A 14,538-nucleotide genomic window follows, 5' to 3' on the forward strand; every position below is an offset into this window, starting at 1 on the left:
ACGCCACCCAAACTCCTGTCGTCGCCGGCCAGCTCGACTTCGACATCACCGGCGACTACGGGCTCGACGAGGATCTGGGCGAGCCGCCACCCGACCCCACCGACTACCCCTACAGCTTCGCCGAGGAGGACCTCGCCGGCCTGGACTTCGACGACCTCCCTCACCACCGACCCCTAGGTGCTGCGCGGGCCGAGAACACTGACATCCCGGCTTTGCGCGCCCGCCGCGACGCCGCCTACCGCCACGCCCGCGAGCTGGAAAAAGCCATCCTGGGCGGGGGCGGTGGACCCGCCGAACACGCCGCCGCCGCCGAACTCGCCGACCTGCGCCACCGCCACGAGCAACAACGTCCCCTGCACGAGGCCCTGGCCCACGCCCACACCCGGTGGGTGCACGCCGAAGACGCCGCCGCGCTGCACAGTGCACTGCTCGACCAACTCGACGCTGTCATCACCGCGGCGACCAGCCGCGCCGATGATGGTGCCGCCGCGCGCTACCGCGCTCACCGCGACCAGGTCAGCCAGAACACCGAGCGCATCACTGTCGCGCTGCACACTGCACGCACCCGCCTCGACGACGCCCGCACCGCCCTGCTCGACGCCGCCGGCGGCCCCGCAGGCATCGTCACCGAACACCACATCCACACCCGCCGCACCGAGGCCATCACCGACGACACCGCCACCCTCAACGACGCCCGCCGAAACGCTCGCACCCTCGATGACCAACTTCGCCGCGCCGAAGCCTGCGCGGCCCGCGCCCTGGCCCAAAGTCCCACTTACGCCTACGATCTGGCCGCCGACCTCGACGTATTACGCGCCGAGGTTGCTTTCCTGCAGGCCGCCAGCACCGTCAGCCCCGGAGCCCTCTACTACCCGGACGAGACCGCGGTGGCCGACCTCGACGACACCCACCGCCGCGTCGTTACCGCGATCACCGCCAACATCCACACCGTGCAAGCACTGCACCTGCACCCCGGCGCCGACAAGCACGGTGCACTGGCCGCGCTCGTGGCGACCGCACACCACCAAGATCACCGTGTGCTCGCGCTGACCGCCAGCCCGGCGGCCCGCGACTACGCCGCCCAACACCGCTACGCCGACGCCACCGGCCACATCGACAGCGCCCGCACCACACTCGGTAACCGCCCCCTGAAACTTCCACTGGGCAGCCTGATCGTCGTCGACGACGCTGACCACCTCAGCACCGACAACCTGCACTGGCTCACCAACGCCGCTGCGGCCACCAACACCAAACTCATCCTCATCACCACCGGCGACCACCACCACCAACCCGCACATACCCTGCTCACCGCGCTTCACCACAACTCCACCGCCGCCCACCAACTCGGCATCCCCGAACCCGACCCCAACCCGGCCCCGCGCACCGCCATCGAACGCGCCGAACACCACCTCGCCACCACCAGCGCAACCAGCACCACCCGCGACCAAGCCATCGAACTACTACGCCAGCGCACCCACATCGTCGACCGCCTGCGCGACATCGCCGAAGCCGCCGCCCACATCGACAACCTCACCACCCCAGACCGCCACATCGACCGCGGCGATCGGGGGCTCGAGCTGTAATCCGAGCCTGGGATCTACCGCCGAGGGCGTGGCCAGACTTCTAAGAGCCAATCAAAGACGCCGACGCCCATATCCGCATGGCGGGCGAGTTGCGTGGTGGCGTCGCCTAGAGCGTTCCGCAAATCCCGAAATTCACCTTCGTCGGCCAGAACGCGGGCGTTCTCGGATGTCGGTTGCGCGCCGTCGCCCCCGATCAGCGCAGTCAACTCTGCGAGTCGATGGTTGTGCGTGACCCGAAGCACCGAGAGCGCGTCACCACTACGCGTTCGATATACATCAGCGAATCTCCACGTCGTACAGAAGCGAGCGGGCCGCAGGACGATGAGAGCGTTCGCAGTCCGACCCTGAGCGGAAAGTCACGGGAACACCACAAGCGGCGCCCGTTGCCTCTGGGTCGGCAATTCGTTGCGGACCCCGCCCACCGAGCAACCTTCAGGTGAACCTCACTCATCGAATGCGCTCACATACGCGTGATCGGCCTGAGCGGTGCCCCCAACCACTTCCAGCCTTGGCCTGTCTCGGATCGTGGGCGCACTTCCGGCGCCATCTTGATAGGTGACAGTGAGCCCGAACAGATAGGCGGCGAATTCGGTTGCGGGAAGTCCGATCTCGGTGGCTACGCGCCGCGTGGTAAACCCATCGGCTCGTAGTGCTGCCATGACTTTTCCTAGGATCTGTGACGATTCGTGCCTCAGCTGCGATCCAGGTTCGCTCCGTCGAAAGCCGCGCTTACTGAGCTCCACGCAGAGCGAGCGGTAACCCCACTCCGTCACCAGTCCTAGTGAATTCAGTCGGTGAGCAAGTGCCATCGCGGCAACGTGCCACTTGCTTTTCGCGCGAATCACCTGCTCGACGTTGGATCCGAACAATCCGGCAGACAACACGCTGTCGCGCGGCATCAAGAAGGCACTTGCGAAATCGTTGGATTGCATCTCCGCTTCGCGACCCTGGCAGACCTCGTACTCGCCATGCATGACCAAATGCCCTAGTTCGTGGGCAAGGTCGAACCGCAATCTCTCTGCCGTCTTCGTAGTATTCAGGAAGACAAACGGTGTGCCCTTGTCGTAGAAACTGAAGGCGTCAACGTTGTGGTACTCGGGGGCCAAGCTCATCACACGGATGCCGTGTAGCTCGCAGACGGGTAACAGCTCACGAATGAGACCGGAGCCCAGATTCCACCTTTCGCGAACAGCCTCCGCTGCAAGCTCTGGCTTCCAGCCGGTAAGCGTTGGAACACTGTTGGCTGGTAGATCGAACATCGTCTCGACCCATCGCATGAACTCCACGCCTAGTCGGCCGGACGCAGTCGCGCCGTCTCGCTCTGCCGCTGTCATTTTCGTGAGCGCGCGGAAACTGACGGCGTCATCCGGGACGACCTCGATATCGGCCGAGGAAAAGAACTTCGGGAGGACACGTAGTTGTTCTGCGAGTTCTACGATTTGGTCTTCGGCCGGCGTGGTTACCCCGGCTTCCCAGCGTTGCAGTGTCTTTGGGTTCACGCCGAGTAATGCTGCCAGTTTGGTTCGAGGGATCCCCTTGCGTTTCCTAGCGAATTCCAACCGCGAGGGGACGAATTCGCGCGTCGTCATCTCTTCTGGACTGGAACTTCGACCCGCGCGCTGCCGTCGTCGCGATCGTCATCGTCACGCGAGGCGGAACCGCTACCGCCATCGCTCTGACTAACTATGTAGGGGGGCAGAAGAATCCGCTCGATCCAACTGCGTGGAAATTCCGCGTCGTCAAGATGGCCAGGAGCGCTGAGTTCTAATCGGACCGAGTCTTTGGTGCGGTAGTGGAGGAGATACCACAGGCGCCATTCCATCGACGGATCATTTTCGCGTAGACCCCAGTCGAAGCCGCTACCGTCGACATCGTCGAAGCCCATCTGCTGGTTGGTCGGAGCCCCTGCGAAGGCGCGTGAACCTTTGTGCCACTTGGTGGTGAAGTCGCTGTCGGTTCCGGGGATGCCGGTGAGCTCGTTGCCGCTCGCCACAACGATCGCGATCCGTTTCTTCCGGTGCACCGTCCTAGCTACAAAGTCGTCCTCAACGATTTCCCAGCCGCTTTTCGCGAGCAAGACAGAGCGCAGTGCGGCGACACAGTAGTCGTGCGCGTGGCGACCCGGCGCACCCTTCGGTGCAAGTGGGCTGACGGCATCTGCGGCTTGGATCGCGGCGTAGATGATGCGGTCGTGAATATCTGAAATCGTCAGGTCGAACTCAACTAGACGCTGTTCGATGCTCTGCTGTCGAATTTCGAGCGGTTCAGCCACGGGAACCCCTTCTCGGTAGTGTCCAGATATTCAACCACATTTGAGGTCAGAAATCTGGACAGTGGCGACCCGCGTGTGCGACTTAAGAATTTCGGACATCCCTGACGATTGTTCTCGAACTCACCACTAATAGTTGCGCGGCGGTCGGTTCGCTGGCTTTGCAGCGGCGGCCCTTCGTTGGCCACTGCCCCAGTCGCAGCGATCGCCTGCGACTCGACAACCCGGAGTGAGCGTGCTGCCCATTGCCGGGGAGAGTCGAACTACATTGACGCCAAGGCTCCAACGTAGGGGATGGCGACGAATGACGCGCGAAGGATCCTCCGAGTGGGGCGACCGATCGAACGGCCGACAACACGCTGTTGTCGTCTGGGCGAAGACTTCCCCGTGACCCGTAAGTGCAACGGTCGCTACGACGCGAACCGCCGGCGACTAGTTCGAGTCAGGCCCGAAGAACCCAGATGCTCTTGCTGGGCCCGATCTAGCGAAACATCCTGCGCCACAACACGAAACATTTCCACCGCCGATTCGATGTCGCCGAGGGTCATCCGCCACTTCCTACCGACTTTTCGCCCTTGTAGCTTGCCCGCCCTCAGTTGAGCGGCCAACCATTTCTCCGACACGCCGCCGATTCGCTCGGCGGCCTCGGCAAGATCATATGTCAGCGGCCCAGTCAAGATGGATCCCGTGTCTTTATGAAACCTGTTGCGAGACACGCTGTCCTCACACGAACCGAATGACATCGATTGCCCAAGAGCGTAATCGATGCCGACAGTTCCATGCATCTACGCTAAGCCCTGGATTCGCTTAACGCGACATCGCTCGCGAACCAATTTTCCGCGCCAGGCGACGTCACGTGGTGGACGTACGCCCGATCTCCAATCGAACGCTGATGGCACTGGCGGCCGCCTGCGCGCTGCGGCGGTCCAGGTGCCCGTACGTCCCCACGGTGGTCTCGATCGACTCATGCCCTAGATGTTGCTGCACGACAGCCAGCGGCACGTTATCAGCGATCATCCACGAGGCACAGGTGTGCCGCAGGTCGTGAATCCGAGGCGTCTTGCCGAGCGCCGCCCGTTTCACGGCCGGCGCCCACACCCGTCGAGTGAACCCCTGCGCGCGAACGTAGTCTCCGACCCGATTAGTGAAGAGCCACTCGCCGGAGTAGTCCAGCTTCGCAAGGGCACTATCGGCGACGTTGATGGTGCGCACGGATTTAGCCGACTTGGGCGGTCCAAGTCTGACGCCCTCGTCATCCGCCTTCCAGGCCCGGGATATTCGCACAGTGCCTTGCGCACGGTCGACGTCGTCAGGTCGCAACGCGGTCGCCTCGCTCCACCGGGCTCCGGACGCGACGAGGAAGGTTACCAACGGCCGCCAGTACTCGGTGACGGCATTGAGCAGGAGGGCGAATTCGGATTCGGTGAGGAACACCATCTCTCGCCGCTCCCATCGAGGCAGGCGCAGGCCGCGACACGGGTTGACGGAGATGTGGCCGCCCGCAACGGCCGCGTTCATCGCTCCGGATAAGAATCGCTGCTTGTTGGCAATCGTCTTGCCGGATGCACCTTGGTCGAACATTGCATTCACCCACAGCGCGATGTCATCACGGGATAACGCCGCCAGCGGCGTGACGCCCAAGACCGGCGCGATGTCGTTGGTCAGATAGGACCGATAGCGTCGTACGGTCCCGGGCTCGACGCCGGTCAAGTGGTCAATGTGATGGCCGATCCACTCTTCGACCGTCAGAATCGAGCCCGCACGTTCTGTCACAGCCATGACCTCAAGGGCCTTAGCCGGGCCCACCTGGTTGACCAGTTCCCGAAACCGGACCGCCAGCCCGTGGTCATCGAAAGACAGCGACGACTGCTTGCCGTCAACCCTGAAAAGCACCGATGTGTAGGAACTACCGTCTTTGCGGGTGCGCAGTCGAAGCGTCGCCATGCAGGCAGAATACGCCCGATGTTGACCGCTGTGTTGACGGGAGAATTAGCGAAACGCTGTGACCTGCGGTTTCTGGGTGGAGCTAAGGGGACTCGAACCCCTGACCCCCACACTGCCAGTGTGGTGCGCTACCAGCTGCGCCATAGCCCCAAATGTCGTGCCAATCGAAGCTACACCACCGGCAACCGTCCATCAAAGCTGCTGGTCATAGGCCCTTGTCCTCCGCCGACGACTCAGCAAGACCTTCCGGACTCAACGCATTCAGCCGGGTTTCCGGTCCCAATACCCAGCCGAGAGCAGCAATTAGCAGCACAATTCCGCTGACGCCGAAACTCCAGCCGTAGCTCACGTGCCCGGCGAACCACCCGACCGTCGTCGCACCCACGATGGCCCCGAGATCGGACACCATCTGCACCATCGCCACCGGGCCACCCGCGCGCGCCTCGCTGCCGAGGATGTCCGCGACGGCAGCCTGCATCGGCGACATGTAGATGCCCGCTGTCGCGCCACCGACGAACGCCGCGACCAAGAACCACGGCAGCGAGGTCACGGCGGCGAGCCAGAGAGTCGCGGCACCGGACGCGGCAAGTCCGACGATGAGCAGTGTGCGCCGGCCGACCCGGTCAGACAGATCGCCGCTGGGGACGACGGCTATCGCATTACCGACCGCGAACATCGCAAGCACCACGCCGATGACGCCGACGCTTCGTCCCATGACGTCGGTGATGAACAGCGGGACCAGCGCGACGCGCAGCCCGAACGCCGACCAGCCGGTGGCGAAGTTGGCCAGCAATGACGACCAGTACGCGCGTACCCGCAATGCCTGGTGCATCGTCACCGTCGATCGGGTCGGCGGACCAGGTGCGGCCAGTTCCGAGTGACGCAGGCTGAAAAACACCACTGCCGTGACGGCCAGCAGCCCCCCGCCGAAGATAAGGAACGGCGCGGCCAAACCCCATCCGGCCGCCAGCGCACCCACCGCCGGCCCACCCACCGCTCCCACCATGAACGATGTGGTGAACAGACCCGCCACCCGTCCGCGCGCATCGGGAGGGCTGATGTGGATCATCAGGCCCAATGCCGACACGAAGAACATGGTTGATCCGATGCCGCTGATGACCCGGAAAACCAGCAATTGCCAGTACGTGTGAGAGAACGGGCAGGCGGCGCTGGCCAGCGCGACGATCAGCAAACCGGCGAGATAAATTCGCCGCTCCCCCATCCGCTGTACGAGGACACCGCTGAGCGGCGCGAAACACATGCGACTCAACGAAAAGACGGTGACCAGGAAGGTCACTGCGTCGATGCTGACTCCGAAGGTGCGGGCAAACGACGGCATCACCGGCGAAATGACCCCGTAGCCCAGCGCGACCATGACGTTGGCCCAACTGAGGATCCAGACCTCGCGCGGCAGTCGGGTAGACCCGTGCCCCCTCGGACGGGGACGCCGTAGCGAGATGGTCACCCGATGACTGTATTGACCACCTTGCGGGCCGTTTCTTGCACCTCCGTCAAATGCTCGGGCCCGAGGAAGGATTCCGCGTAGATCTTGTACACGTCCTCGGTGCCCGACGGTCGCGCCGCAAACCATGCGTTCTCGGTAACCACCTTCAGCCCACCGAGCGAAGCACCGTTACCGGGCGCCGAAGTCAGCTTCGCCACGATCGGCTCCCCCGCCAACTCCGACGCAGAAACCTCGGAGGCGGAAAGCCGGGACAGCCGAGCCTTCTGCTCGCGATCGGCCGGCGCGTCCACCCGCGCGTAGCACGGCTTGCCATATACGGCAGCCAACTCGGCATACCGCTGCGACGGCGTCCGCCCGGTCACCGCGAGGATCTCCGACGCCAGCAACGCCAGGATGATGCCGTCCTTGTCGGTGGTCCACACTGATCCGTCCCGGCGCAGGAACGAAGCTCCCGCCGACTCCTCCCCGCCGAATCCGATGGTGCCGCCGATCAATCCGTCCACAAACCACTTGAAGCCGACGGGAACCTCGACCAGTTCCCGGTCGAGACCCGCCACCACCCGGTCGATCATCGACGAACTCACCGCGGTCTTGCCGACGCCCACATCTGCCGGCCACGAAGGCCGGTGGGTGAACAGATAGTCGATTGCCACCGCCAGGTAGTGGTTCGGATTCAGCAGTCCGCCGTCGGGGGTGACGATGCCGTGCCGGTCGGAGTCGGCGTCGTTGCCGGTGGCGATCTGGTAGTCGTCCCGGTTGGCGATCAACCCAGCCATCGCCGAAGGTGAGCTGCAGTCCATCCGGATCTTGCCGTCGTGATCCAAGGTCATGAACCGCCACGTCGCGTCCACCAGAGGATTGACCACAGTCAGGTCCAAACCGAAACGCGAAGCGATCCCGCCCCAGTAGTCCACGCTGGCCCCGCCGAGCGGGTCGGCGCCGATACGCACCCCGGCCGCGCGTATCGCGTCGATGTCCACGACGTTGGGCAAGTCGTCGACATACGAACTCAGATAGTCGTGGCGCTGCACCCGACTCAACGCGCGCGCCAGCGGCACCCGACGCACTCCCGAAAGCCCGTCCCGCAGAATTTCGTTGGCGCGCTTGGCAATAGCACCGGTCGCGGCGCTGTCCGCCGGTCCGCCGTTGGGCGGGTTGTACTTGAACCCGCCATCCATCGGCGGGTTGTGCGACGGCGTCACCACGATTCCGTCCGCCAGTCCGGCGTCGCGTCCGCGGTTGTACGTCAGGATCGCGTGGCTGATCGCCGGCGTCGGCGTGTACCGGTCGGCCGCATCGATCAAGGCCACCACATCATTGCCGGCCAGTACCTCCAGCGCCGAAACCCACGCCGGCTCCGAAAGGCCGTGTGTGTCACGGCCGATGAACAACGGGCCGGTGGTGCCTTGTGCCGCGCGATACTCGACGATCGCTTGGGTGATGGCCAGGATGTGAGCCTCGTTGAATGCGCCGTTCAACGATGAACCGCGATGCCCCGAGGTACCGAACGCCACCTGCTGCGCCACGTCCTCGGGGTCGGGACGAAGCGAGTAGTACGCCGTCACCAGATGCGGCAGATCGACAAGGTCTTGGGGCTGCGCCGGCTGACCGGCTCGCGGGTGGGCCATGGTCACCAATTCTGCCCATACGCCGCGGTGCCGCCTTAGGCTGCTAGGCGCACACTAGGCACACGGGAGGGAAACAACCGGTGGCACGCCCCGACTCTCGGGAATTGGCAGCGATTTTCGCCGGCGGCGCGCTGGGCTCGCTGGCTCGAGCGGCGCTGGCGACCCTGGCCGTTCCCGATCCGGCCCGCTGGCCGTGGCCGACGTTCGTGGTCAACATCGTGGGCGCGTTCCTGGTCGGCTACTTCACCACTCGGCTGCTGGAAAGGCTGCCGCTGTCCAGTTACCGACGCCCGCTGCTGGGCACCGGATTGTGCGGCGGGCTGACCACCTTTTCCACCATGCAGGTCGAGACGGTCAAGATGATCGAGCACGGCCACTGGCTGCTGGCGACCGCCTACACCGTCGTGAGCATCACACTCGGACTGCTGGCGGTGTACCTGGCCACTGCCCTGGTGCGCCGGGCGCGGATCCGATGACGACGGTCCTGGTCTGGCTCGGGGTCATGGTCATCGGTGGTATGGGCTCGGTTGCGCGATTCCTGGTGGATCGCACCGTCGTCCGCCGCCTCGGCCGCCCGTTCCCCTACGGCACGTTGACGGTCAACGTCACCGGTGCCGCGCTGCTCGGTTTCCTGGGCAGCCTGGCCCTGTCCAAAGACGCTGCGCTGCTGGCCGGCACCGCCTTCGTCGGCGCCTACACCACCTTCTCCACCTGGATGCTCGAGACTCAGCGACTCAGCGAGGAACGCCAGCTACCGGCGGCGTTCGCCAACATCGCTGTCAGCGTGGCGCTCGGACTGGCGGCTGTGGTGCTGGGGCAACGGATCGCGGGCCTGATATGAGCGAGCAGAGCCTGAAACTCACCGCGTACTTCGGTGAACGGCAACGTGCCGTCGGCGACTCCAGACGATTCCTGGCGGATGCGATGCTGGATCTGTTCGGCTCTCGTGGCATCGCAACCAGCGTCATGATGCGCGGCATCTCCGGTTTCGGACCCAAAGGCGAACTGCGCAGCGACCGTTCGCTGAGTTTGTCCGAGGATCCGCCCGTGACCATCGCGGCCGTCGACGCCGAGTCCAGGATCGGGTCTCTGGTCGACGACGTCACCGCGATCACCGGCCGGGGGCTCGTGACGCTGGAACGCGCACGGCTGGTCACCAGGAACAGCGGCACCGACGCCGCCACGCACATCGACAGCCGAACCGGCGATGCCGCCAAGCTGACCGTGTACGTCGGCCGGCAGGTACGCGTGGCCGGCAGGCCCGCCCATCTAGCTGTCTGTGAACTGCTGCATCGGCATGGATTTGCCGGTGCCACAGTGTTTCTCGGTGTCGACGGCACCGCCTACGGTGAGCGGCAACGGGCCCGGTTTTTCGGGCGCAACGTCGATGTCCCCCAGATGATCATCGCCGTCGGGCTACCGGCGCAGGTGTGGGCCGCGACCACCGAACTCGCGCAACTGCTTCCCGACCCACAACTGACCACCGAACGCGTGCGACTGTGCAAACGCGACGGCGAACTGTTCGCCCGTCCCCAAGAACTCCCGCCGGCCGACAGCCGGGGCCGCCCTCTGTGGCAGAAGCTGATGGTGCACACCACCGCGGCGACCCTGCACGAAGGTCAACCGATCCACCGCGCCATCGTCCAGCAACTGATGCGATCCGGGAACGCTCGCGGCGCCACGGTGCTGCGCGGCATCTGGGGTTTCCATGGCAACCATAAACCGCACGGAGACAAGGTCTTTCAACTCACCAGACAGGTCCCGGTCACCACCATCGTCGTCGACACACCGCAGCACATCGCGCGCAGGTTCGACGTCATCGACGAGGTGACCACGCGACACGGACTGGTCACCAGCGAGATGGTCCCCGCGGCCATATCGCTGAACGGCACCCCACCCGGCACCGAGACCCCACTCGCGGAGTATGACTACTGAAATGACCGCTGCACTTTCGGTGCCCAAGTCCTGGGACGAGATAACTCCCGGCTGGATGTCCGCGGCGTTGGTCAGCCACTTTCCCGGCGCGACGGTCGAGTCGGTCACCGTCGCCGGTCGTGACGACGGCACCAACCGCCGGGCCCGTCTGCAACTCACCTACTCCACCGGCGCCGGGCCGGCCACGGTCTTCGCCAAGGCCGCCGACCCCGCCCACAAAGACATGATCCGCATGACCAGCGGCATGTTCCACGAGCCGCGCCTGTTCATGAACAACGTCGATCTACCGCTCGAGCACCCCGTCGTCTACACGGCCCTGATCGATGAGGACGACTACGACTTCGTGATGATCATGGAGGATCTCAACGCGCGCGCCGCCGACCCTCGTGATGCCACCCGTCCGATGTCGGTGGATCAAGCCGCCTCGGGCGTGCGTGGACTGGCTCGACTGCACGGCAAGTACTGGAACGAGCGCCTACCGACGTATCCGGCGCTGCGCTGGCTCGAACCGTTTCTTCCTTGGGACGGAATGCAATACGCTCCCTTGCACGAAGCCCAGGCGCGCCTGGGTGACGACGCACCGGCCGAAGTGCTGTCCCTGACCGCCGACCGGCTGATCGAGTCGATCTGGAAGCCCTACATCCGGACCCTGACCGCCGGACCACAAACCCTGCTGCACGGTGACCCGCACATCGGCAACACCTATCTGCTACCCGGGGGTGAGGTGGGCTTCCTGGACTGGCAGGTCGCCCGCCGGGGCAACTGGTCGCTGGATCTGGGTTATTTCCTGCAGGGCGCGCTGACCGTTGCGGACCGGCGCGACCACGAACGTGAACTGCTCGAGGTCTACCGCGCCTCGCTCGGGCTGCCCGGCGACGAGACGCCGAGCAGCGAGGAAATCTGGCTGTGGTACCGGGCGTCGGTGGCGCACGGACTGGCCATCTGGCTGTGCACCGCCAGCGCGGGCGACCTGTGGCAACGACCGGACATCGCTGTCGCACTGGCGCAACGGTATTCGGCGGCCTATTCCGATCTGGACACTGCACAGGCGCTGCGCGACATCACCGCCTGATCCATCTTTCGGCGAGTGCGGCAATCCAGTCGGGCACCGCGTCGGCGTCATCCGGCGGCGACTCGACCAGCACCAGCTCGTGCACGCCGAGCTCGGCCAACGCCTCGACATCGTCGGGTCGCGGACTGCGCAGGGCAACCGAGAGCCGCAACTCACCGGGACTGCGGGAGTTGCGCGAGCAGACGCAAAATCCCCCGTTTCGGTACGAAACCGGGGGATTTTGCGTCTGCTCGCGCCCAAAAACTCGCCCCCGGACTCAGTAATGGTAGGTGTCCGTCGGAGCTGGCGAATGGCCTTGATCGTCCTCGAAATCCGACACCTCGATCGCATAGGACCTGGCCAGGTCCAGGATCTTGGTGGCCCGGGCGATGCGCGGCAAGTCCGAACCATTGCGGATCTCGCCCCCGTCGCGTTCGAACTCGGCGAAAAATTCCTTGGCCCAACAGATTTCGTCCTGCGACGGGGACAGGCCCTCGTTCACCACCGCGCATTGATCCGGCGACAGGCAGATTTTGCCCGTCATCCCGAACTCGACCGAGACCGCGGTCGCCTCGATCAGCTTGAGCGGATTCGAACCGATGGTCGGTCCGTCGATGGCGCTGGCCAGCCCGGCCGCCTTGGCCGCGATGGTGAAGCGGGACCGCGCGTAGGCCAACGTGGACGGGTCTTCACCGAAGCCGGTGTCTCGGCGGAAGTCACCGATGCCGAACGCGAGCCGGAAAGTGCCCTTGGCCGCCGCGATCTCGGTGATGCGTTCCAGTCCCCGGGCCGTCTCGACCAGCGCCACGATCGGCACGTCCGGCAACCGCTTGGCGGTCTCGGTGACATGGTCCACCGACTCGACCATCGCCAACATCACCCCACCGACCGAGGTACCCGCCAGCTGCGCGAGATCGTCGGCCCACCAAGGGGTTCCGAATCCGTTGATCCGGACCCAGTCGTCGTTGCCGACCGACAACCAACGCACCACGTTGTCGCGGGCGCTGACCTTGTCCTTCGGCGCTACCGCGTCCTCGATGTCGAAGACGACGATGTCGGCGCGGGAGCGGGCAGCGGCATCGAACCGGTCGGCGTGGGTGCCGTTGACCAGCAACCAGCTCCGGGCCAGGACCGGATCGATGCGTGAGCCGACGTCGGCGGGGTCCGTGATGTCGGTATCGCCCTGTTCATACACGGACCCAACGCTACAGCTGAGCCCAAACCGACTTCGTCTTCATGTACATGTCGATGCCCTCCCGGCCGAATTCGTGACCCCATCCGGACTGCTTGTGGCCGCCGAACGGCACGTCGTGGTCGAACACCAATTGGCAGTTCACCTGCACGCTGCCCGCTTGGAGTCGCTTGACGATCCGGTGGGCGCGGCCCAGGTTCTCCGTCCACGCGGTGGCCGCCAGACCGTAGGTGGTGTCGTTGGCCAGGGCCACCGCCTCGTCCTCGTCGTCGAACGGCAAGATGCTGACCACCGGACCGAAGATCTCCTGCTGATACAGGCGCATGCCGGGGTCGACGTTGGTGAGCACCGTCGGATGAACGAAGTACCCCTTGCGGTCCAGCCGGTACCCACCGGTGACCACGTCGACACCGTCGCTCTTGCCCTCGTCGATGAAGCCCATCACCCGGTTCAGTTGTTTCTGGCTGATCAGCGGGCCGCTGACGCAGCCCTCCTCGCTGGGCGCGCCCAATTTGAAGGTATTCGCCATCATCGAAATGCCTTCCACGACTTGGTCATACACGCCGCGCTGGGCGAAGATCCGCGACCCGCACACGCAGCCCTGCCCGGAGTGCACGAAGATGCCGAGCGAGGCCATCAGGACGGCCTTGTTCATGTCGGCGTCGTCGAAGATCAGCACCGGCGACTTCCCGCCCAATTCGAGCGTGACCTTCTTCAGGTTGTCCGCCGAGGCTCGCACGATCTCCTTGCCCACCTCGGTCGAACCGGTGAAGGCGACCTTTTCGACGCCGGGATGCGCGGTGATCGCCGCGCCCGCGGTATGGCCGTAGCCGGTCAGCAGGTTGACCACACCCTCGGGTACGCCGGCCTGATGAATCAGCCGGTCCAGCAGCAGCGCCGACAGCGGTGTCTCCTCGGCAGGCTTGACCAGCATGCTGCAGCCGGCGGCCAACGCGGGCGCGAGCTTTGCGCTCGCGTTGAAGATCGGACCGTTCCACGGAAAGATCAGCCCCACCACCCCGTAGGGCTCTTTCAACGTGTAGGCGTGCATGTTGACGAAGGCATCCGTGGCGATTCCGTCGGTCTTCACGTCGTAGGCGACGCCGTTGATCTTCGAACACCACCCGGCGTAATAGCGGAAGAACTCCGAGCAGGTGGACATCTGCAACTGCGCCTGCATCAGCGGCATGCCGGTGTTGAGCGAGTCGAGCTGGGCGAACTCCTCGGCATGCTCGTCCATCAAATCCGCGATGCGCCACATGATCTTGGCCCGCTGGCGACCCGGCAGCTCCGACCAGACACCGGACTGAAACGACTCCCGTGCCCGCCCCACCGCCTGGTTCACCGCGTCCTCGCCGCAATCGGTGAACTCGGTGATCTGCTCTTCGGTCGCCGGATCGATGACCGGGATGACGTCTCCCGTTCCGGGGCGTTCCCGAATTTCGTCCAGTACCGTTTGCACGGCCATCGT

13 protein-coding genes and 1 tRNA gene are annotated in these 14,538 nt (G+C 64.8%); 5 read left to right on the forward strand and 9 right to left on the reverse strand.

Annotated elements, in window-relative coordinates; genetic code table 11:
* A partial coding sequence (locus AC5Y46_RS16165) for an AAA family ATPase (protein ID WP_499992164.1) occupies positions 1-1,583 on the forward strand: 1,583 nt, incomplete at its 5' end.
* 443 nt (positions 1,584-2,026) lie between these two features.
* Here AC5Y46_RS16165 and AC5Y46_RS16170 read toward each other — a convergent pair.
* From AC5Y46_RS16170 to pgm, 6 genes are all read right to left on the reverse strand, one after another.
* Positions 2,027-3,172: an XRE family transcriptional regulator gene (locus AC5Y46_RS16170; RefSeq protein WP_065162210.1), complete on the reverse strand. Its 1,146-nt coding sequence runs from the start codon at positions 3,170-3,172 to the stop codon at positions 2,027-2,029.
* The gene (locus tag AC5Y46_RS16175; RefSeq protein ID WP_065162209.1) at positions 3,169-3,855 is read right to left on the reverse strand and encodes a hypothetical protein; all 687 of its coding nucleotides are present in this window, start codon (positions 3,853-3,855) and stop codon (positions 3,169-3,171) included. Before AC5Y46_RS16175 ends, AC5Y46_RS16170 begins: the two co-directional genes overlap by 4 nt.
* 849 nt (positions 3,856-4,704) lie before the next feature.
* Positions 4,705-5,796, reverse strand: a complete 1,092-nt coding sequence (locus AC5Y46_RS16180; protein WP_055580136.1) for a tyrosine-type recombinase/integrase — start codon at positions 5,794-5,796, stop codon at positions 4,705-4,707.
* Between the two features lie 77 nt (positions 5,797-5,873).
* Positions 5,874-5,946 (reverse strand) — tRNA-Ala (locus tag AC5Y46_RS16185).
* A 55-nt stretch (positions 5,947-6,001) separates the two neighbouring features.
* Positions 6,002-7,210 (reverse strand): MFS transporter, encoded by a 1,209-nt coding sequence (locus tag AC5Y46_RS16190; protein ID WP_499946991.1) that lies wholly within the window; start codon positions 7,208-7,210, stop codon positions 6,002-6,004.
* A gap of 47 nt (positions 7,211-7,257) precedes the next feature.
* The gene (gene pgm, locus AC5Y46_RS16195; protein ID WP_499992167.1) at positions 7,258-8,889 is read right to left on the reverse strand and encodes a phosphoglucomutase (alpha-D-glucose-1,6-bisphosphate-dependent); all 1,632 of its coding nucleotides are present in this window, start codon (positions 8,887-8,889) and stop codon (positions 7,258-7,260) included.
* Positions 8,890-8,969: 80 nt separating this feature from the next.
* Between pgm and crcB (AC5Y46_RS16200) the strand changes: the two genes are divergently transcribed.
* Genes crcB (AC5Y46_RS16200) through AC5Y46_RS16215 form a run of 4 tightly spaced genes read left to right on the forward strand, consistent with a single transcriptional unit; the run spans position 8,970 to position 11,896 of the window.
* The gene (gene crcB, locus AC5Y46_RS16200) at positions 8,970-9,365 is read left to right on the forward strand and encodes a fluoride efflux transporter CrcB (protein ID WP_499946987.1); all 396 of its coding nucleotides are present in this window, start codon (positions 8,970-8,972) and stop codon (positions 9,363-9,365) included.
* Complete coding sequence (gene crcB / locus AC5Y46_RS16205) at positions 9,362-9,730, forward strand: fluoride efflux transporter CrcB (protein WP_499992168.1); 369 nt, start codon at positions 9,362-9,364, stop codon at positions 9,728-9,730. Before crcB (AC5Y46_RS16200) ends, crcB (AC5Y46_RS16205) begins: the two co-directional genes overlap by 4 nt.
* The gene (locus tag AC5Y46_RS16210) at positions 9,727-10,824 is read left to right on the forward strand and encodes a DUF190 domain-containing protein (protein WP_499992169.1); all 1,098 of its coding nucleotides are present in this window, start codon (positions 9,727-9,729) and stop codon (positions 10,822-10,824) included. The genes crcB (AC5Y46_RS16205) and AC5Y46_RS16210 overlap by 4 nt, the downstream gene beginning before the upstream one ends.
* A 1-nt stretch (position 10,825) precedes the next feature.
* Positions 10,826-11,896 (forward strand): phosphotransferase, encoded by a 1,071-nt coding sequence (locus AC5Y46_RS16215; RefSeq protein WP_499992170.1) that lies wholly within the window; start codon positions 10,826-10,828, stop codon positions 11,894-11,896.
* Here AC5Y46_RS16215 and AC5Y46_RS16220 read toward each other — a convergent pair.
* From AC5Y46_RS16220 to AC5Y46_RS16230, 3 genes are all read right to left on the reverse strand, one after another.
* On the reverse strand, positions 11,886-12,047 hold the full coding sequence (locus AC5Y46_RS16220) for a hypothetical protein (protein ID WP_499992174.1): 162 nt from the start codon (positions 12,045-12,047) through the stop codon (positions 11,886-11,888). The genes AC5Y46_RS16215 and AC5Y46_RS16220 overlap by 11 nt on opposite strands.
* Positions 12,048-12,152: 105 nt before the next feature.
* A complete protein-coding gene (locus AC5Y46_RS16225) occupies positions 12,153-13,070 on the reverse strand; it encodes an HpcH/HpaI aldolase/citrate lyase family protein (protein ID WP_499992176.1) in 918 nt (305 codons plus the stop codon).
* A 10-nt stretch (positions 13,071-13,080) separates the two neighbouring features.
* Entirely contained in the window at positions 13,081-14,535 is a 1,455-nt protein-coding gene (locus AC5Y46_RS16230) for an aldehyde dehydrogenase family protein (protein ID WP_499992178.1), read from the reverse strand.
* Between the last annotated feature and the right edge of the window lie 3 nt (positions 14,536-14,538).

It is taken from the genome of Mycobacterium sp. NGS59 (genome assembly GCF_059812345.1).